The organism is Arthrobacter sp. FW305-BF8 (assembly GCF_021789315.1).
In the GTDB taxonomy this organism is placed as follows: Bacteria; Actinomycetota; Actinomycetes; order Actinomycetales; family Micrococcaceae; genus Arthrobacter.
This window is the reverse complement of record NZ_CP084561.1, coordinates 1,556,270-1,575,033: the sequence shown is the minus strand read 5'-3', so window position 1 is coordinate 1,575,033 and position 18,764 is coordinate 1,556,270. Positions and strand designations below refer to the sequence as shown.

The following is an 18,764-nucleotide window of genomic DNA, read 5'->3' as shown; positions in this document are numbered from 1 at the left end:
AGATCTCACGGCGTCTATATGTGAATGCCGCCAAAGAGTCGGGGTAGCGCCTGTGATATTTTCTAAACGTGGAGACGGACGAACAGGACGCAGCGGCGAGCGGCATCCCGGGGGCAGCGATACGGCTTGCTGATTGCATCCAGCTGATCCAGGCCGACCTGGTGCATGCCAACCCCACCCCGGAGAACCTGAGCCACCCCGTCTCGGGCGTCCTCATGTACGATCCGCTGGACGAGTGGACAAGCGTCGATGACCGGATCATCCTGGCCGTCGGCCTGACCTGTGGCTCGGCGGACTTCGACCAGCTGCTGCACCGGGCTTCCAACAGCAACGCGGCCGCTGTGATTGTCAAAGCCCATGGCGCGTCCATGGAAAGGCTTCGCTCTGCTGCAGTCATGCACAGCCTGGCCCTCCTGGTCGCTCCGGACGGTGTGGACTGGACACGCCTGGTGACACTGGCCAGGGCATCCGTCGCGGGCGCGGCCGCAGATTCTGTTTCCGGAGTCCGCCTCGGTGACCTTTACGCCTTTGCCAACGCAGCAGCGTCGATCACCAGCGGGGCAGCCAGCATCGTGGATCCACTCGGACGGGTGCTCGGATACTCCACGCTGCCGGGCCAGCCGGTCGACGAGCTCCGCCGCGTCACCACCCTTTCCCTGCAAGAGATCACGGCGCCTGCCTTCGATGCAGACTTCAAAATCGTCTACGCATCCGCGGGCGCGGTGCTGATACCCGCGGGCGGCGAGGAGCTGGACAGGCTCGCGCTCGCCGTAAGAGCCGGTGGTGAACTGCTTGGCTCGATCTGGGTCATCGACCCGGGAGAAGACAAGCGGGAGGCTGCACTGAACGCACTCGACCGGATGGCACCCCTGGCCGGCCTCCACATGCTCCACGCCCGCTCAGCTTCAGACTTCGGTGAACGCCGGAACGGGGACCTGATCCGGACCCTCATGGACGACCCCGCCCACGCTTCGTTTGCCGCCGCCCAGCTGGGACTCGATGCAGCCCACGGGCTTGCAGTTGCCGCGTTTTCGATTGTCCGCCCCGACGCGGGCAGCCTTGAGTCGGTGCGGGAAATCCGGCGGCTGCTGCACCTCGTGACGACGGTCTGCAACATCCAGTTCAACAGCAGCCACAGCGCCCTCATTGACTCGGTGGTCTACGCCCTGCTGCCGTGTGCGGGAAGCACACCGAGGGATGCGCACCGGCGCCTGATCCAGGAGGTCAGTGCCTATGCCCACACAATCAGCCCGCACCCGCTCGTAGCCGCCGTCGGCGGCATCGCCCCCAAAGTGGAGGACCTTCCGGGAGCCCGGTCCGAAGCACTGCAAACGATGCAGTACCTACTCCTCCAGCAGACGGAAGTGCCGGGTTCCAGCGGCGGGCCATCCCCCGCCGTCGGGCTTTTCGAGGACTACCGGGTCCCCCTCAATCTCATGAGGGTCGGGGCCTTCATCACCGAAAACGGACTCTCCGACGTCGACGACATCACCAGGATCCAGGCCCGCGATGCCGCACAGCAAACCGACTACCTGGGCACCCTGCGGGCGTACCTGATGTCGAACGGAAGCATCTCCACGATGGCGGAACGCCTTCACGTCCACAACAACACCGTCCGCTACCGCGTCGCACGCCTCGCCAAGGACTTTGACCTCGACCTGGACGACCCCCAGAAGCGGCTCTGGCTCTGGCTGCGCCTCACCACCATGGACCTGGCACCCCGGGAAAAACCCCATCCGTCGGCATAACGGCAGAACCCCCGATCTAAATTGCACTCAATTGGGAATAGTGCAAAACTGTACTTTGTGAATGAGAGTGCAACTATTGGCGGGGGGCTCCGCGAGCGCAAACGGGCCGCGACACGCGCGGCGATTACCGCCGTCGCCCGTTCCCTGACGTCCGAGCGCGGCCTCACCGGCTACACCGTGGAGGACGTGTGCGAGCAGGCGGGCATCTCCCGGCGGACCTTCTTCAACTACTTCCCCACCAAGGAAGACGCCATCCTGGGGCACGTGGACGACGAAATGCCCGAAGACCTCTTCGACGAATTCCTCCGCGGTGGGCAGGGTTCCCCGAAGGGCGAGCTCTCCGCGAACCTGCTTCAGGACCTCCTTCAGCTCTCGCTCAGCATGTCCGAGCGGATGAGCAGCTCCGAGGAGGAGACCCGCGAGTTGATCGGCGTCATCAAGAAGGAACCGCAGCTGATGCTCAAGATCATCGGCGCCACGGAGGAGCGGGAAGCCCACTTTGCCCGGCTCCTCGCCGAGCGCGAAGGCGTTCCGGCCGACCACCCCGTGGTGCGCATGGCGGTGGTGGTCATGGGAAACATCGCCCGGCACACCAGCCTCGCCTACTTCTCCGAAGGCAACACCCGCACGTACCGTGACCTGCTGCTCGAAAACTTCGAGGCCGCCAGGTTGCTGCTCTCCCAACCGTATTCCCGCCCGACCGGCCACCCCGTTTCCCCCTCCGCAGAAGGACAGTCATGAGCACCGCCGTCAGTTCCAAAGCCGCAGCCGGACCGCTGCTGCTGACCCAGAAACGCATCTGGATCATCTTTTCCGCGCTGATCGCCGGCATGCTGCTCTCCAGCCTCGACCAGACCATCGTCTCCACTGCCATGCCCACCATCGTGGGCAAGCTCGGCGGCGTCGAGCACCAGGCCTGGATCACCACCGCGTACCTCCTGGCCACCACCATCGTCATGCCGGTCTACGGCAAATTCGGCGATATCCTCGGCCGCAGGAACCTCTTCCTCGTCGCCATCGCGCTGTTCACGCTTGCGTCCGTGGGCTGTGCCGTCGCGACGGATTTCTGGGGCTTTGTCGTCTTCCGGGCCATCCAGGGGCTGGGCGGCGGCGGCCTGATGATCCTCTCGCAGGCCATCATCGCGGACATCGTTCCCGCCAAGGAGCGCGGCAAGTACATGGGACCGCTGGGCGCCATCTTTGGCCTGTCAGCCGTGGCCGGACCGCTGCTGGGCGGCTTTTTCGTTGACCACCTCACCTGGGAGTGGGCCTTCTACATCAACATCCCCATCGGCATCGCCGCCTTCACCATCGCCTGGTTCACCCTGACGCTTCCCAACAAGAAAGCCGAAAAGCGGATCGACTTCCTGGGCGTCCTGTTCCTGTCCGTTGCCACCACCTGCCTGATCTTCTTCACTGACTTTGGCGGCAAGAAGGACGAAGGCTGGGATTCGCCCCTGACCTGGGCTTTCGGCGCCGGCCTGGTCCTCGCCGCGGCGGCCTTCGTCGCGGCCGAACGCCGCGCGGAAGATCCGATCATCCCGCTGAGCCTGTTCCGGAACCGGATCTTCGTGAACTCCACCGCCATCGGCTTCACCCTGGGTCTGGGCATGTTCGCCGCCATCGCCTTCGTGCCCACGTTCCTGCAGATGTCCTCGGGCACCTCCGCCGCCGAGTCGGGGCTTCTCATGCTCCCGATGATGGCCGGCCTGATGGGAACGTCCATCTACTCCGGTATCCGCATTTCCAAGACCGGCAAGTACAAGATGTTCCCGATTCTCGGCGCCAGCCTGACCATCGCCGCCATGCTGTGGTTCACCACGCTGTCTGCCGAGACGCCCATCTGGATCATCTGCGTCCAGCTGTTCCTGTTCGGCTCCGGCCTGGGCCTGATCATGCAGGTCATCGTCCTTGTGGTGCAGAATTCCGTTCCGGCGGACCAGATCGGCACGGCCACCAGCACCAACAACTACTTCCGCGAGGTGGGGGCCGCCCTGGGCGTGGCGGTGTTCGGCTCGATCTTCACCAACCGGCTCGCGGAGGCCCTGACGAACGCCTTCACCGGCGCCGGCGCATCTGCCAGCCAGGCTTCCCAGTCCACGAAGACGCTGGACCCGCAGACCCTCGGCCAGCTTCCGGAGCAACTCCGGGACGCGATCGTCAACGCCTACGCCGATTCCCTGGCACCGGTGTTCTGGTACCTCGTCCCGTTCATCGCCGTTGCACTGCTCCTGGCCATCACGCTGAAGCAGATCCCGCTCTCGGACACCGCCGGCATGGTGGCCCGCGGCGAGGCGGTGGGCGGTGAGGAGGCCGAGCTCCTCGAGGCCGCGCTGCGCCGACCGGCAGTTCGGGAACCGGCCATGCGTGAAGCTGACGGTGCAAAGGACGACGACGGCGAGCTGGCCGGCCAGCGCCGCTGACCTGCCGCTGCACGAGCGCGAGCTGGCAGCTAATGCCCTCGAATCAGGGATTTGAAGGCATTAGCTGCCAGTTCGTGCCGGGGGCGGGTGGTTGCGTTCGTGCCGGGGCCTAGTGGCGCCGGGGGCTGCGGTCAGGCGGGCAGCAGGACCATCGCCGCGGCGGCCCCGGCCAGCATGAACGGCCCGAACGGAATGGCCGATTTGAGCGTCCCGCGCTGCAGTGCCAGCAGGCCGACGCTCCAAATACCGCCGAGCAGGAACGCGGCGAACGTCCCGGCGAAGACATGCGGCCAGCCGAGGTAGCCCAGGTACAGCCCCAGAACGCCGGCGAGTTTCACGTCCCCAAAGCCCATGCCGGGCGGATACACCAGGCGCAGCACAAAGTAGAAGAGCCACAGCACCGCTGCCCCGGCCGCAATCCTCAGCGCCGGCACCCCGAAAAGGCGGGCCGCGCCGTCGGGCAGTCCGGACGGTTCCACCGCCGCGAGGGTGAGCACCGCCCCCAGCAGCAGCACACCGGCAACGCCATAGGAGGGGAAGACAATCCTGTTCGGCAGGAGGTGGTGCCGGACGTCGATGACCGTGAGCCGCACGGCCATCACGGCGAAGTAGGCGCACGCGGCCAGCAGCAGCCAGAACGCGAGTGGAGCCGCTTCCCATAGTCCGCCAAGTCGTTGGATCACTCTCGGATGCTACTGGATTGGCCCGCCTGCCGCTCGGGGCCGCGCGTAAACTGTGGATATGGGGACCTGGGACGCCAAACACCGGCAGGAGCACGGCGGCGGTGCCACGCCCACGTCGGCCGTTTCCTTTCGCAACCTTTGCCGCTCGTCCCCGTGGAAATGGCAGTCCCTGCGCTTCGAATACGCCGAAACTCCCGGCACCGGCACCGTCCGTGCCTGGCTGCGCCGCCCCGGCGCGCTGCGCCTGGAGTCCGATGACGGCACGCTGCTGGGCAGCACCACGGGCATCAATGATTCCCGTGACGGCCTGTACATCAGTGCCACGCGGAAGTCGTGGCTTCTTCCCGCGCATCTGGTGACGCCGGTGTACGACGACGGCGGGCTGGTGCGGCGCCGCCCGGAGGCCGCGTACGGCGAACCCTCGTTCGGGAACGGCCGGTTCGCTGCTGCACTGGATCCGGTGGAGCTGGCCGGAAATGCCCCGGTGCCGCTGGAGTTCCCCAACGCCAACGCCGTCGAACTGTTGGAGCCGGTTCAACAGCTGACGCACGAGGGCCGCGCGGCGCTGGAAACCGTGGTCTCGCCGAATGCCGGGTACCGGCCGCTGGATCCGGCGGCACCCTTGTGCGGACCGGGCCGGACCAGAATCCGCATCGATGCCGGGACGGGGGTGTGTGTCTGCGCCGAACCGCTCGACGGCGAGGGGCAGCTGCCCGGGCACAGCATCCGGATCCTGGCCGTTGATGAGTACATGCTGGATGATCTTTTCGTGGCGGAACCGATGAACCTCACTGATGTGCGCGAGCACATCCAGTGGCCGCTGCGTCCCAACCCTGCCTGACGAACCCCCGCCCCGGGCGACCCTCCTGACGAACCCCCGCCCCGGGCCACCCGGAATGCGGGGTGCCGCGCAGGCTTTTTCCAACCTGCCGGCCGCAAACTCGTGCCATGTCAACCATGGCTCCAGACGTATCGACACCTGACACGGCCGCCACCGGCAGGACCGCTACCCGGCGGCGTAGGAAGCTGCTGCTGATCCCGCTCTCCCTGCTTTGCGCCCTGGGGCTCGTGCTGGGATATCTCTTCCTGACGGCCAAGCCGGAAGCCAGCACGCCGCTGGGCGCGAGCGCTGCGATCCCCGGCGGAACGGCGAGGGTCAATGGCATCATCCCGCTTGAAAAGGACGGCTGGCTTCCGCCTGAACGCGTCCAGGTCCTGGACGAGGGCCCGTCCGCGGGGACCCACCGGGTCAGGATTCTGGTGCAGTTCACCGCTCTCGAAGGTGAAGGCATCACGCTGGACACGTCGCAGTTCTCGGTGACGGGCCTTGGCGCCAACAGCATTCATCCGTTGTGGACGTCACCGGCGAAGGCGCAGCTCGGGCAGGGAGATACAGCGGACGCCACCATGGTCTTTGAGCTGCCCAACCAGGCGATCGCCCTGGTGCTGGAAGGGCCCGGCAACACCCGGCTGTCCCTCGGCCTGTCGCACCACACCAGCTGACGTCGGCGCCGCGGCGGCATAGGGAGGGCCCTCATCGGCTAGGCTTCCGGCATGACCGAGCTGATCTCCATGTGGCCTCCGTTCGCGCTCGCCTTGGCCACTCCCCGGCTCACGCTGCGGCCTTTGCGCGACGACCACATTCCCGCCGCGGTCGAAGCGGCGGCCAGTGGCATCCACGACGAGGGCCGCAACCCGTTCAGCACACCCTGGACCGCTGTCCCGGCCGGTGACCTTGGAGCCAACATGGCCCGCTGGTACTGGCAGTGCCGCGCCGCCTCCACCCCCGAATCCTGGACGCTGACGCTGGGCATCTGGCACGAGGGCACCTTCCTCGGCTGCCAGGACATTGTGGCCAGGGACTTCACGGTCCTCCGCACAGCCGCCACCGGATCGTGGCTGCGGAAGAGTGCGCAGGGCCGCGGCTTCGGCAAGGAGATGCGGGCCGCCGTCGCGCTTTACGCCTTTGACTGGCTTGGCGCCGACGTCTGCGAATCCGAGGCCGCCGACTGCAACGCCGCCTCCCTGGGCGTCTCCCGGTCGCTCGGCTACGAACTGAACGGCGTCACCCGCATGTCGTGGGGCGGCAAGCAGGAGACAGTCCAACGGGTCCGCCTCACCCCGGCGACCTTCCGCCGCCCAGACTGGCAATTGAGGGTAGAGGGCCACGAACCCACGGCGAAGTTCCTCCTGGGCGTCGCTGCCGGCTGAGGCTGGGTGGTTGAGCCTGCCGAAACCAGCACTCGGTTTCGGCAAGCTCAACCAGCGATAGCTACGCCCCTTCGAGCAGGTCCGTGACGAGTGCCGCGATGGGCGAGCGTTCGGACCGGGTGAGGGTGATGTGGCCGAAGAGCGGGTGGCCCTTCAGGGTTTCGACGACGGCTGCGATGCCGTCGTGCCGTCCGACCCGGAGGTTGTCGCGCTGGGCAACGTCGTGGGTGAGGACGATCTTCGAGTTCTGCCCGATCCGGCTCATGACGGTCAGCAGGACGTTCTTCTCGAGCGACTGGGCCTCGTCCACGATCACGAAGGCGTCGTGCAGGGAGCGTCCGCGGATATGGGTCAGCGGCATGACCTCCAGCATGCCGCGGTCCATGACCTCCTCCACGACCTCCTGGCTCACGAGCGCGCCCAGGGTGTCGAAAACCGCCTGCGCCCAGGGGTTCATTTTCTCCTGCTCCGAGCCCGGCAGGTAGCCGAGCTCCTGGCCACCGACGGCGAACAGGGGGCGGAAGACGATCACCTTGCGGTGCTCACGGCGTTCCAGCACCGCCTCCAGGCCGGCACACAGGGCAAGGGCCGACTTGCCGGTGCCCGCGCGCCCACCCAGGGACACGATGCCCACCGCAGGGTCCATCAGCAGGTCGATGGCGAGCCGCTGCTCCGCAGAGCGGCCGTGGAGGCCGAAGATGTCGCGGTCCCCCTTGACCAGGCGGACCTGCTTGTCGGCACCGACGCGGCCGAGCGCCGATCCCCGGCTGGAGAGCACCACGAGGCCGGTGTTGACCGGCATCTCTGCAGCCGCCGGGATGAAGACCGGTTCGTGCCCGTAAAGCGTGGAGATCTCCTCGTCGCTCGCATCGATCTCGGCGACGCCGGTCCAGCCGGAGTCCTTTACGAGCTCGTTGCGGTATTCGTCGGCCAGCAGGCCCATGGCCGAGGCCTTGACCCGCATGGGGAGGTCCTTGGACACCACGGTGACGTTGCGCCCCTCGTTGGAGAGGTTCTTTGCGACGGCGAGGATGCGGCTGTCGTTGTCCCCGCCGCGGAACCCGGCCGGCAGGACTTCGGCCGAGATGTGGTTCATCTCGATCATGAGCGTCCCGCCGGCGTCGCCCAGCGGGATGGGCCGGTTCAGCCCCCCGTGCTGGATGCGAAGGTCATCAAGGAGCCGGAGCGCCTTCCGTGCGAAGTAACCGAGTTCGGGATCATGCCGCTTCCCTTCAAGTTCGGTGATCACCACGATCGGCACAATGACTTCATGCTCCGCGAAACGCAGCAGGGCGCGGGGGTCGGAGAGCAGCACGGAGGTGTCGATGACGAAAGTGGAGACTGATGGCTGGGATTCAGTCTGTGGGCCGGAAACAGCAAGACCGGCTGCGGCGTCTTTCGTGTCCGCACCGGTCTTTGAATTGGCTCGCTTGGCGCGAGAGGTAGCCTTCTCACCCTTGTCCGTGATGACGTCGGGCAGTTGTTCAGAAATAGCCACATCGACTCCAGCCCCGGGGCGCTGCCCGGAATTGTTATTGGTGAGGCGGCTCGGCCACGAGGCCGGATCCGGCCTCCCATACAACCGGTGCGAAGAATCGCTCCATGTACTGGCCTCCCCGATCAGCCGGCGGTTTGCCTGCTGATGGATTCAACGTAATTCGCCCCGAACTAATTTCCAACGTCTTCTTCCGGCGATTCCTGTTGCCGGCGTGTGAACTTGGCGTGAACGGCGGCGGCCAATACATGCACGACGGCGGCGCAAAAGGGCGGCCCCTAGGGCCGCCAACGGACGCCGGCAACGGTCAGGACCCGAAGCGCCGCTGCCTGCCGGCGTAGTCGCGCAGGGCGCGAAGGAAATCCACCTTCCGGAAAGCCGGCCACAGGGCCTCGCAGAAGTAGAACTCGCTGTAGGCGCTCTGCCACATCAGAAAACCTGAGAGCCGCTGCTCGCCGGAAGTCCGGATGACCAGGTCCGGATCAGGCTGGCCGCGCGTATAGAGAAAACGCGAGATGTCCTCCACGCTCAGGGTGTCGGCCAGCTCGCTGATGTCCGCCTTGTGCGCCACGGCGTCGTGCAGCAGCTCGCGCACCGCGTCCACGATCTCGCGCCGGCCGCCGTAGCCGACGGCCACATTCACGTGCAGCTTCTCCCGCACCGGCGTCCTTGCCGTGAGGGTGGTCAGGCGCTCCGCCAGGTAGTCCGGGAGCAGCTCCGGGGCACCCATGGCGTGGACCGAAATGTCGGCGTCCTCGTCGAGGCGGTCCAGCGTGTTGGCGATGATGCCCATGAGCAGGTCAAGCTCTTCGCCGGAACGGTTCATGTTGTCCGTGGAGAGCATATACAGCGTGACCACCCTGACGCCCAGCTCCTGGCACCAGCCGAGGAACTCATGGATCTTGTCCGCGCCGGCCTGGTGGCCCTGGCTCGTGGGGGCATTGAACTGCCGGGCCCAGCGCCGATTGCCGTCCACCATCACGCCGATGTGCCGGGGGATCCGCTCCGGCTCCAGGGAGCGGAGAAGCTTGCGCTCATAGAAGCCATAGAGGAACCCGGGCCATTCCATCCGGAGACTCACCTGACTTCCTCTGTACGACTTTTGTGCAAGTCCTAGGCTACCGCCCGGAGGCTGCGGCCGCGTGCAGGCGGCCCTCCGAAGCCCACCGGACGGGCGGCAGGAACCCCGCAGGTAGCGGTTACCGGAGAGTAACTTACTGAACCGTAGGTTATTCTGGATGACATGAAAAGCAACGCCCCGGACGGCGGACCGGAGCCGTCAAAGGCAGAACCCACCGCCGCGGACGACGCCGCAGCACGCATCGCGGAACTGCTGACGATCAAGCCCAAGTGGCGGGGATGGATCCACACGGTCACCGCCCCGTTCGCCCTGGCTGCCGGGATCGTCCTGGTGGCGGTGGCGCCAACCGCGGACCGCCAGATCACGTCCGCCATCTACGCGTTCACCGGTGTCCTGCTGTTCGGCATCAGCGCCGTGTATCACCGCGGCAACTGGTCCCCCGGCGTCAAACGCGTCCTCAAACGGCTGGACCACACCAACATCATGCTGGTGATCGCCGGCAGCTACACGCCGCTCGCGTGGAGCCTCCTGGACAGGCCGACGGCGGAGTTCCTGCTCTGGCTGATCTGGTCCGCCGCAATCCTGGGCGTGCTGTTCCGGCTGCTCTGGACCGACGCACCCCGATGGCTGTACGTGCCCATCTACATCGGCCTCGGATGCGGGTCCCTCTTCTACCTGCCTGCCTTTTTCGCGGCGAGCGTCCCGGCGGCGCTGCTCATCTGCGTTGGCGGGGCCTTCTACATCGCCGGGGCAGTGTTCTACGCCCTCAAAAAGCCCAACTTCAGCTACCGGCACTTCGGCTTCCACGAGCTGTTCCACGCCTTCACGGTGCTGGCCTTCGCCGCGCACTTCGCGGCCATCCTCATCGCAGTGCTGAGCTGACCCGCTCCAACGCCGCCTCAAGGGTCGCCACGGGCCGGTCGCAGACCATGCCGCGGCAGACGTAGACAAGCGGCGCACCGCCGGGCCCGGCGGGCCTCTGCCGCAGCAGCGGCACCTCGGCCGGCTTCCCGCCGTCGTCCGCCTCAGCCTCCCCAACCGCCACCACCAGCCCCGGACTCGGGGACAGCAGCAGCGCGCGCTGCAGGGCGTCCCGTTCGGGACCGGCAGGTCCGACGACGGCGGCCTCCAGCGGCCCCGCCAGCGCGGCCTGCGCTGTGGCCAGCAGCCAGCCCGCCACCCGCGGTGCCCGTGTGGCGAGCGGGGGCACCAGGACGAGGATGCTTTCGGCCATGGTCCGGTGTTCCGCGGACCCGGACAGGGCAGCGTAGGTCAGCAGGGCGCCGGCAAAGGCCGCCGCCCCGCTGGGCGTGGCGTCATCAAAGAAGTCCAGGCCGGGCGTCCCGCCCTGGGCGCTGACCACCTGCGCCGATTCCCCGGCCGAGTCGGCGAGCCGCCCGCCGTCAACGAACCTGGTGCCCGCCGCCTGAATCACCGCCTCGGCCAGCGTGTACCAGCGCGGCGAGCCCGTGGCCGAGTACAGGGCCAGGAAGCCGTCCGCGCAGAACGCATAGTCCTCCAGCAGGCCGCCGATCCCCCGGGCCGCGCCGCCATGCGAAACCCGGACCAGCTTCCCTGCTGCCAGCACACCTGCTGCCTGCTCCCCCGGCGCCGACTGCACTGCGTCCGCACGCCAGTGGACCCGTTCCAGATATCCGGCAATCCGGCCGGCTGCCGCCACGAGGTCCGGCCGGTCCAGGACTGCCCCGGCCTCCGCGAGCGCAGCCACCGCCAGTCCGTTCCAGCCCGCCACCACCTTCTCGTCCCGCGCGGGCTGCGGACGGCGCGCGCGGGCCTCCCGGAGCCTGGGCATCACGTCCAGCCAGAGCCGCGCCTCGTCACCGTTTAGCGCCCGGCCCGGGTGCAGCGGCGAGCCGAGCTCCGAGACGGTGCCCCGGGCGCCGACGTTCATCATCCATGCGACGGCAGCGGCATCCTCCGCGCCAAGCACCCGCTCCAGCTCAGCGGGGGTCCACAGATAGCTGGCCCCTTCGTGGTGCTCGCCGTCCACCACGGTGTCGGCATCCAGCGAGGACGCGAGTCCGCCGCCGGGCAGCCCCAGGGCCGTGAGCATCCAGTCGGCGGTGCGCGCCGCAACATCGGCGGCCTCGGTGGCCGGGAACCCGGCCGTGCCGCCGAGCCTGATCCAGTGCACGTAGACGCGCAGCAGCTGGGCGTTGTCGTACAGCATCTTCTCGAAGTGCGGAACGGACCAGTCCCGTGTCACCGAATAGCGCGCGAAGCCGCCGTCGAGCTGGTCGAAGAGCGCGGAGCGGGCCATGGCCGCGAGGGTGCGCCCGGCCATCTCCCTGGCCTCTTCGGCGGTGTCCGAGGGCACCGCCGCGTGCCGGACCAGGAACTCCAGGACGGCCGACGGCGGGAACTTGGGGGCGGTGCCGAACCCACCGTCGTCGGGGTCTTCAGACCCGGCCAAGGAGCGCACGGCGGCTTGCAGCAGTCCGGCGTCGAGCGGTTCCGGCGGCCGGGAGACGTCCACGGCCGCCGCGAGCTGCACCTGGCCCATGTTCTGTGCGAGGGAGCGGGCGTTCTCCTCCACGGCGTCGCGGCGCTCCGTCCACGCCTCGTGCACTGCCTCGAGGACCTGGCGGAAGGAGGGCCGCCCGGGCATGGGCCGCGGCGGGAAGTACGTGCCGGCGTGGAAGGCCCGGCCCTCCGGGGTCAGGAAGACGGACATCGGCCAGCCGCCCTCGCCGCTGATGGCCTGCGTGGCGGCCATGTAGACGGCGTCGACGTCCGGACGCTCCTCACGGTCCACCTTCACCGCAACGAAATGGCCGTTCAGGTAGTCAGCGGTGGCCTGGTCCTCGAACGATTCCCGGGCCATGACGTGGCACCAGTGGCAGGCGGCGTAGCCGATGGACAAAAACACGGGGACGTCCCGGGACGCGGCACCCGCAAAGGCGGCGTCCCCGAAGGGCTGCCAGTGCACCGGGTTGCCGGCGTGCTGGCGCAGATAGGCAGAGGGTTCCGTGCCGAGGGCGTTGCGCTCCCCCGGCTTGGGCTCCCGTGACCCGGGCTGCCCTGATCGTGGATCAGGTGTCGGCGCGGCCTGCATTGCCGTTGGCGGCATCGTCGCGGGAGATGTCCGCGGCCTCGGCGGCAGCCATCCGTTCCTCCTCCACCTGGGCGCGGTACCGCACCCGGCGGATGCGGCGCACCATGTCCACGATCAGCAGCGCGGAGAGCACCACAATGAAGGCGGTCAGCAGGAACCCAAGCAGGCCGGGCGTGACCTGGTCCTGGGACAGGCCGGGGCGCAGCGACGGCGAGGGTGCCGGGGACGATGCCAGGGCGATGAGCAAATGGTGCACTATTCAAACCTTCTCAAGGCTGGGACCGCCGTCCGCCGCGTGGGCTGACGCCTGGCCCGTTGGTACCCGCGCAGCCGCGGCCGCTTTGGCCGCCGCACGGTGTCTACGCGGTTCTTCTGCGCGGTCTTCTACGCGGTTGTTCTGCGGGGTTGTTCTACGGGAGATAGAAAATGTCTCTTGTCTCTATCTTAGCCCCGCAAAGAGATCCCTTTCCGGCAGCTCCTGGGGCACCTTCGACTGGATCAGCGTGTAGTCCTCCCACGGCCAGACGCGCGCCTGCATCTCCGCCGACACCGCAAAGAAGAAACCCAGCGGGTCCACCTGGGTCCGGTGGGCGCGGAGGGCGTCGTCGCGGGCTTCGAAGAAGTCGCCGCAGTCCACCTGGGTGGTGGTCTCATGCTTTGGCAGCGGCGGGGTGTGCCCCTCTGCGTCGGCCTCTAGCCAGGCGGCCAGGCGCTGGGCGTAGGGCGACTGGAGCCCGGCCTCCTCGAGCGCGAAGTGCAGGGCGCGGAAGCGTTCCGGGCTGAAAGCGCGGTCGTAGTAGAGCTTGCTCGGCTCCCACGCATCACCGGTGCCGGGATACCTGGCCGGGTCCCCTGCGGCCTCGAAGGCCTCCACCGCAACCCGGTGCGCCATGATGTGGTCCGGATGCGGGTAGCCGCCGTTTTCGTCGTAGCTGACGATGACGTGGGGCTTGAAGTCCCGGACCAGCCTGACCAAGGGCCCCGCCGCCCGTTCCAAGGGCTGCAGCGCGAAGCAACCGGCCGGCAGGGGCGGAAGCGGATCCCCTTCGGGCAGCCCCGAGTCCACGAATCCCAGCCAGCGCTGCCGGACGCCGAGGATCCTGGCGGCCTCGTTCATTTCGAGGCGGCGGGCACCGGCCATGTCGCGCTTCGGATGGGGCGCGCCCTCCATGGCCGGGTTCTGGATGTCACCGCGTGAGCCGTCCGTGCAGGTGGCGACCATAACGTCCACACCGGCCGCGGCGTACATGGCCATGGTGGCTGCGCCCTTGCTGGATTCGTCATCCGGGTGGGCGTGGACTGTCAGCAGGCGAAGCTTCGGCGGCTGACTGGTGGACGCTGTCATCTGGGACTGCTCCTCTTTCTCCTGGGACTGACTGCAGTGCTGACGCCGGACATTTACCCGGGAGATCGCCACTAAACTGGAAGGGTGACTACCGAGGACAAGTCGGGCACTTCCCAGCCTGCAGACATTAGCCTAGCCAATCGCTATGGCCGTCCAAAGCGCGGGCTGTCCCGAAGGGCCAAGCGCTGGGCGGTTATCGTTGCCCTGGCAATCGGGATGGGCTTTCTGGCCTGGGTCTCCACGTCCAACGCCACGGCGTCGGTGACGTTCAAGGACATCGGCTACCGGACCACCGACGCCACCCAGTCCGTGGTGGACTTCCAGGTGACGAGGGAACCCGGCACGGCGGTCAAGTGCGCCGTCAAGGCGCTCGATTCCAAGTTCGCCGTGGTCGGCTGGAAAGTGGTCGACATTCCGCCGGTGGAGCAGGACGCGCAGGGCCAGAGTGCCGACGGCGGGCGCACCCTCGCCCAGCGGGTTGTCCTGCGCACCGAATCGCAGGCTGTCTCGGGCGTCGTGGACAGCTGCTGGATCCCGAAGCCCGCGGCCTAGGAACCAGCCGGGCCCGCAGCAAACCGGCAGCAGAAGAAGGCATGTGACCCACACCGCTTGGTTATTGGGTTTACTCCACGGGATTGACTACAATGGATCAATACCTTTACCCCGCTGAGATGGTTACTGAGTTCCACAGGTGGCCACCATGGCGGGGTGTTTGTTTGTATGACCGCTTGTACACCCACTAGAGGAGAAGTCCGTGTCTACCACTAACAGCGCGCCTGCAGCTTGGCTTACCCAGGAAGCTTTTGACCGCCTGAAGGCAGAGCTGGACCACCTTTCCGGCCCTGGCCGTGCGGAAATCGTCCAGAAGATCGACGCTGCGCGTCAGGAGGGTGACCTCAAGGAGAACGGCGGCTACCACGCTGCGAAGGAAGAGCAGGGCAAGATCGAGGCCCGCATCCGCCAGCTGACCGTTCTGCTCCGCGACGCCCACGTCGGCGAGGCACCGGCCGACGACGGAATTGTTGAGCCGGGCATGATCGTCGTCGCCCGCATCGCCGGCGACGAGGAGACCTTCCTGCTCGGCTCCCGCGAAATCGCCGGCGACTCGGACCTGGACGTCTTCAGCGACAAGTCCCCGCTCGGTGCCGCGATCATGGGTCACAAGGAGGGCGACAAGCTCAGCTACACCGCCCCCAACGGCAAGGACATCTCGGTGGAGATCATCTCCGCCAAGCCCTACTCGGGCTAACACCGCACCCGTCCGCGGTCACAGCAAACGCACGACGCCGGCCTCCCCCACTTTCGGGGACGGCCGGCGTCGTGCTTTAAGACGCGTTGGGGGGGGAACGTCAGCGCCGGGATGCCCGCGCCCGGAGCACGACGGCGGCCAGGACGCCGCCTGCGGCGCCGCCCAGGTGGGCCTGCCAGGACACGTATCCAGCAATGTTCGGAATGATCCCGAAAAGGATGCTGCCGTAGGTCAGGAACAGCACCACCGAGAGAAGGATCTGCCACCAGCTGCGGTTGAAGAATCCACGCACCAGGAGAAACGCGAACAGGCCGAAGACCAGTCCGGACGAGCCCACGGTGACCCCGCCGGCGCCAATCAGCCACACGGCCAGCCCGGAGCCGAGCCAGCTGCAGGCAACGGCCGTGACGAAGACCCGGAGCCCGGACAGGAACACCAGGAACCCGAAGATGATCAGCGGCAGCGCATTGGACAGCACATGGTTGAGGTTGGCGTGCAGCAGCGGGAAGGTGAACACGTCCAGGACGCCGTCGGCACTTCTGGGCCTGAGGCCGAAGACGCCGTTCAGCGAGTGCAGCAGCACCGTGTTGAGCAGCTCGATGGCGAACAGGAGCGCCACGAACGATCCCACCACCAGCAGCCCGCCCTTGGCACGGGCGGCCGCCGTTTCCCTGGTGGCGGGTGCCTCTCCCGGGCTGTCCAGCATCGCTTCCCCTAGTGCACCACGATCGGCTGGAAGCCCTCGGCGCGGAGAGCGCCGAGAACCTGTTCGCCGTGCTCGTGGCCCTTGGTCTCGAGGTTCACGGTGATGGAGACGTCGCCCATGCTGATGGAGCCGCCCACTCGGGTGTGGTCGAGGCCCGTCACGTTGGCGTCGTTCTCGGCGATGATGCGGGCGATGGTGGCGAGCGAGCCCGGGCGGTCATCAAGCATCATCCGCACGGTCATGTACCGGCCGGCGGCGGAGAGGCCGCGCTGGATCACCTTGAGCATCAGCATGGGGTCGATGTTGCCGCCGGACAGCACGACGGCGGTTGTTCCGGGGTTCTCGATCTTGCCGTCCATGAGGGCCGCCACGCCCACCGCGCCGGCGGGCTCAACGACCATCTTGGCGCGTTCCAGCAGGAAGATCAGGGCCCGCGCCAGGGAGTCTTCGCTGACGGTGACCACATCGTCCACCAGTTCGCGGATGATGCTGAACGGCAGCTGCCCGGGCCGGCCCACGGCGATGCCGTCGGCCATGGTGGAAACCTTCTTCAGCGGCACCAGGGCGTCCGCTGCCAGCGACGGCGGGTAGGCGGCCGCGTTTTCTGCCTGCACGCCGATGATGCGGATGTCGCGGCCGAGTTCCTTGGCGCGGGCCTTGACGGCCACCGCGACGCCGGCCAGCAGGCCGCCGCCGCCGACGCCCATCAGGATGGTGTCGACGTTGGGCACCTGCTCGAGGATCTCCAGCCCCAGGGTGCCCTGGCCGGCAACGACGTCCACGTTGTCGAAGGGGTGGACGAAGACTGCGCCGGTATCGTCGGCATAGCGCTGGGCCTCTGCCAGTGCCTCGTCCACGTTGTGTCCGTGCAGGACCACCTCGGCGCCGTGGCTGCGCGTCGCGGCGAGTTTGGGCAGCGCCACGCCGAGGGGCATGTAGATGCGGGCCTTGATGCCCAGGCTCTTGGCGGCGACGGCCACGCCCTGTGCGTGGTTGCCGGCGGAAGCCGCCACCACGCCGCGCTTCTTGTCCGATTCGGAGAGGCGCGCCATCCGCACGTAGGCGCCGCGCACCTTGAAGGAGCCGGCGCGCTGCAGGTTCTCACACTTGAAGTAGACCTCGCCGCCCACCAGGCGGCCCAAGGCGCGGGAGGACTCCACCGGGGTCCGCGCAATAATCCCGTCCAGCAGCTTCTGCGCCTCAAGGACATCGTCCAGCGTGACGGGAAGGCTTTCGGGGGTGTTCACGAACTATTCTCCTTTGGGTGATTCGACGTCGGCACCGGGAGCGGCCTTGCCGCCCGGGGTGCCGTGTGCAGTGCCGGCAGCGTTGCCGTGGCCCGAATGCGAGCCCGGCAGCCGGACATCCTTGAAGGTGTTGTCCTCGTCGGCTGGGGCCGGGCCTGCGGTACCCGCGGCAGCCGGCACAAGTTCATGTTCCCACGTTCTGGCAGCAATATACCGAATCGCCGAATTTGCTACGGCCAGGATGGGGACGGAGAACAGCGCCCCCGGGATGCCGGCGAGGTATGAACCGGCGGCTACGGACAGGATCACGGCCACCGGATGCAGGGCGACGGCCTTGCCCATGACCAGCGGCTGCAGGATGTGGCTTTCCAGCTGCTGCACCAGCAGCACGATGCCGAGCATGATCAGGGCGTTGACCGGGCCGGTGGCTACCAGGGCCAGCAGCACCGCGATGGCGCCCGTCACGAGCGCACCGACGACGGGGATGAACGAGCCGATGAAAACCAGCACGCCCAGCGGCAGGGCCAGCGGGACACCGATGATCGCAGCGCCGACGCCGATGCCCACAGCATCCACGAAAGCCACGAACATCTGGATCCGCGCATAGCTCACCATTGACGCCCAGCCGCGCCGCCCGGCGCCGTCGGCGGGGATCCGCGCCTGCCGAGGGAGGAGCCGGACCAGGAACGCCCAGATGCGTCCGCCTTCGAGGAGGAAGAAGATCAGGATGAACAGGGCCAGGACCATCCCGGCCGCAAAATGCCCGGCCGTGCTGCCGAAGGAGAGCGCCCCGCTGAGGATGCTGCTGCTGTTGTTCTGCAGGGCGGCCGTGGCCTCCTGGATGTACTGGTCGATCTGCGCCGCGCTCAGGTGCAGCGGCCCCTGCGACAGCCAGTCCTGAATCTGCTGGACCCCGGTCAGCGCCTCGCTCCACAGCTCCTGGAAACCGAGGGCCAGCTGCCGGCCCACGAGGGCAAGGGAACCGGCGATCAGTCCTATGAAGCCCAGGACCGTGAGCGCGACGGCCGCCCCGTTGGGGACGCGTGACTCCCGCAGCCACTTCACCACGGGGCTCAGCAGGCCGGCCAGCAGTGCCGCCACCATGACGGGAATGATGAGGAAGCTGACCTTGGCCAGCAGCCAGACCAGGGCACCGGTGATCAGCAGGATCAGCCCCAGCCGCCAGGCCCATGCCGCCGCAATGCGAACGCCGTAGGGAATGTCCTGTTCAAGGTCACGGTCGGTCCTGATGCGCCGCGGCTCCAGGCGTCCGAAGGGCTGGGCAGCGAGTGGTCTGCTCGTGCCGCCCGTGGCGCTGGCACCGCCTGTCGTGTTGGCTGCGTCGTCTGGTGTGGCGTCCTTTGCTGGCGTCATAGCCCAATACTTCCCTAGCCGCCCGGCTATGGGAAACGCGCCACGGCCCGGCTGTGCACTGCCCAGCTGGGCGGACGCAGGTCAGTCACAGAGCGAGTCAGGCATTGCCCAGTCGGGCGCTCCTCG

Annotated in this window: 18 protein-coding genes; 9 read left to right on the top strand and 9 right to left on the bottom strand. The window is 67.5% G+C overall.

Annotated elements, in window-relative coordinates:
• The first annotated feature begins 68 nt into the window (after positions 1–68).
• From LFT45_RS07050 to LFT45_RS07040, 3 genes are read left to right on the top strand one after another with little or no spacing between them, the layout of a single operon-like run.
• Entirely contained in the window at positions 69–1,748 is a 1,680-nt protein-coding gene (locus tag LFT45_RS07050; RefSeq protein ID WP_236807683.1) for a PucR family transcriptional regulator, read from the top strand.
• 57 nt (positions 1,749–1,805) lie between these two features.
• Positions 1,806–2,489 (top strand): TetR/AcrR family transcriptional regulator, encoded by a 684-nt coding sequence (locus LFT45_RS07045; protein ID WP_236807682.1) that lies wholly within the window; start codon positions 1,806–1,808, stop codon positions 2,487–2,489.
• Complete coding sequence (locus tag LFT45_RS07040; RefSeq protein WP_236807681.1) at positions 2,486–4,171, top strand: MDR family MFS transporter; 1,686 nt, start codon at positions 2,486–2,488, stop codon at positions 4,169–4,171. The genes LFT45_RS07045 and LFT45_RS07040 overlap by 4 nt, the downstream gene beginning before the upstream one ends.
• 131 nt (positions 4,172–4,302) lie before the next feature.
• On the opposite strand, the gene LFT45_RS07035 is transcribed toward LFT45_RS07040, so the two are convergent.
• On the bottom strand, positions 4,303–4,854 hold the full coding sequence (locus LFT45_RS07035) for a prepilin peptidase (RefSeq protein ID WP_236807680.1): 552 nt from the start codon (positions 4,852–4,854) through the stop codon (positions 4,303–4,305).
• Between the two features lie 58 nt (positions 4,855–4,912).
• On the opposite strand from LFT45_RS07035, the gene LFT45_RS07030 reads away from it, so the two are divergent.
• From LFT45_RS07030 to LFT45_RS07020, 3 genes are all read left to right on the top strand, one after another.
• Complete coding sequence (locus tag LFT45_RS07030; protein ID WP_236807679.1) at positions 4,913–5,695, top strand: hypothetical protein; 783 nt, start codon at positions 4,913–4,915, stop codon at positions 5,693–5,695.
• Between the two features lie 107 nt (positions 5,696–5,802).
• Entirely contained in the window at positions 5,803–6,357 is a 555-nt protein-coding gene (locus tag LFT45_RS07025; RefSeq protein WP_236807678.1) for a hypothetical protein, read from the top strand.
• 51 nt (positions 6,358–6,408) lie between these two features.
• Positions 6,409–7,065: a GNAT family N-acetyltransferase gene (locus LFT45_RS07020; protein WP_236807677.1), complete on the top strand. Its 657-nt coding sequence runs from the start codon at positions 6,409–6,411 to the stop codon at positions 7,063–7,065.
• Between the two features lie 61 nt (positions 7,066–7,126).
• On the opposite strand, the gene LFT45_RS07015 is transcribed toward LFT45_RS07020, so the two are convergent.
• Together LFT45_RS07015 and LFT45_RS07010 are read right to left on the bottom strand one after the other, a co-directional pair.
• Positions 7,127–8,563 carry a PhoH family protein gene (locus tag LFT45_RS07015; RefSeq protein ID WP_236807676.1) on the bottom strand — a complete coding sequence of 479 codons (1,437 nt, stop codon included), beginning with the start codon at positions 8,561–8,563 and terminating at the stop codon, positions 7,127–7,129.
• 304 nt (positions 8,564–8,867) lie between these two features.
• Positions 8,868–9,629, bottom strand: coding sequence for an isoprenyl transferase (locus LFT45_RS07010; RefSeq protein WP_236809082.1), 762 nt, complete (start codon positions 9,627–9,629; stop codon positions 8,868–8,870).
• A gap of 252 nt (positions 9,630–9,881) precedes the next feature.
• On the opposite strand from LFT45_RS07010, the gene trhA reads away from it, so the two are divergent.
• Positions 9,882–10,523, top strand: coding sequence for a PAQR family membrane homeostasis protein TrhA (trhA, locus tag LFT45_RS07005; RefSeq protein WP_442863618.1), 642 nt, complete (start codon positions 9,882–9,884; stop codon positions 10,521–10,523).
• Here trhA and LFT45_RS07000 read toward each other — a convergent pair.
• The 3 genes from LFT45_RS07000 to mca all read right to left on the bottom strand — a co-directional run bounded on the left by LFT45_RS07000 (position 10,504) and on the right by mca (position 14,062).
• On the bottom strand, positions 10,504–12,717 hold the full coding sequence (locus LFT45_RS07000) for a thioredoxin domain-containing protein (protein WP_236807674.1): 2,214 nt from the start codon (positions 12,715–12,717) through the stop codon (positions 10,504–10,506). The genes trhA and LFT45_RS07000 overlap by 20 nt on opposite strands.
• Positions 12,695–12,973, bottom strand: coding sequence for a hypothetical protein (locus tag LFT45_RS06995; RefSeq protein ID WP_111904104.1), 279 nt, complete (start codon positions 12,971–12,973; stop codon positions 12,695–12,697). Before LFT45_RS06995 ends, LFT45_RS07000 begins: the two co-directional genes overlap by 23 nt.
• A 183-nt stretch (positions 12,974–13,156) precedes the next feature.
• Complete coding sequence (gene mca, locus LFT45_RS06990) at positions 13,157–14,062, bottom strand: mycothiol conjugate amidase Mca (protein ID WP_236807673.1); 906 nt, start codon at positions 14,060–14,062, stop codon at positions 13,157–13,159.
• A gap of 84 nt (positions 14,063–14,146) precedes the next feature.
• Between mca and LFT45_RS06985 the strand changes: the two genes are divergently transcribed.
• Positions 14,147–14,614 (top strand): DUF4307 domain-containing protein, encoded by a 468-nt coding sequence (locus tag LFT45_RS06985; protein WP_236807672.1) that lies wholly within the window; start codon positions 14,147–14,149, stop codon positions 14,612–14,614.
• Positions 14,615–14,816: 202 nt separating this feature from the next.
• Positions 14,817–15,311, top strand: coding sequence for a transcription elongation factor GreA (greA, locus tag LFT45_RS06980; protein WP_236807671.1), 495 nt, complete (start codon positions 14,817–14,819; stop codon positions 15,309–15,311).
• Positions 15,312–15,411: 100 nt separating this feature from the next.
• Here greA and LFT45_RS06975 read toward each other — a convergent pair whose 3' ends face one another.
• Genes LFT45_RS06975 through LFT45_RS06965 form a run of 3 tightly spaced genes read right to left on the bottom strand, consistent with a single transcriptional unit; the run spans position 15,412 to position 18,638 of the window.
• The gene (locus LFT45_RS06975) at positions 15,412–16,017 is read right to left on the bottom strand and encodes a rhomboid family intramembrane serine protease (protein ID WP_236807670.1); all 606 of its coding nucleotides are present in this window, start codon (positions 16,015–16,017) and stop codon (positions 15,412–15,414) included.
• 8 nt (positions 16,018–16,025) lie between these two features.
• A complete protein-coding gene (ilvA, locus tag LFT45_RS06970) occupies positions 16,026–17,264 on the bottom strand; it encodes a threonine ammonia-lyase (RefSeq protein ID WP_236807669.1) in 1,239 nt (412 codons plus the stop codon).
• Positions 17,265–17,267: 3 nt separating this feature from the next.
• Positions 17,268–18,638 carry an AI-2E family transporter gene (locus LFT45_RS06965; RefSeq protein ID WP_236807668.1) on the bottom strand — a complete coding sequence of 457 codons (1,371 nt, stop codon included), beginning with the start codon at positions 18,636–18,638 and terminating at the stop codon, positions 17,268–17,270.
• Positions 18,639–18,764 lie beyond the last annotated feature (126 nt).

Excerpts from the sequence above, each read along its gene's own strand:
- LFT45_RS07040 (WP_236807681.1), top strand. The coding sequence starts at position 2,486 with ATGAGCACCGCCGTCAGTTCCAAAGCCGCAGCCGGACCGCTGCTGCTG.
- LFT45_RS07030 (WP_236807679.1), top strand. The coding sequence starts at position 4,913 with ATGGGGACCTGGGACGCCAAACACCGGCAGGAGCACGGCGGCGGTGCC.
- LFT45_RS07025 (WP_236807678.1), top strand. The coding sequence starts at position 5,803 with ATGTCAACCATGGCTCCAGACGTATCGACACCTGACACGGCCGCCACC.
- LFT45_RS07020 (WP_236807677.1), top strand. The coding sequence starts at position 6,409 with ATGACCGAGCTGATCTCCATGTGGCCTCCGTTCGCGCTCGCCTTGGCC.
- LFT45_RS07010 (WP_236809082.1), bottom strand. The coding sequence starts at position 9,629 with ATGGAATGGCCCGGGTTCCTCTATGGCTTCTATGAGCGCAAGCTTCTC.
- LFT45_RS07000 (WP_236807674.1), bottom strand. The coding sequence starts at position 12,717 with ATGCAGGCCGCGCCGACACCTGATCCACGATCAGGGCAGCCCGGGTCA.
- mca (WP_236807673.1), bottom strand. The coding sequence starts at position 14,062 with ATGACAGCGTCCACCAGTCAGCCGCCGAAGCTTCGCCTGCTGACAGTC.
- LFT45_RS06975 (WP_236807670.1), bottom strand. The coding sequence starts at position 16,017 with ATGCTGGACAGCCCGGGAGAGGCACCCGCCACCAGGGAAACGGCGGCC.
- LFT45_RS06965 (WP_236807668.1), bottom strand. The coding sequence starts at position 18,638 with ATGACGCCAGCAAAGGACGCCACACCAGACGACGCAGCCAACACGACA.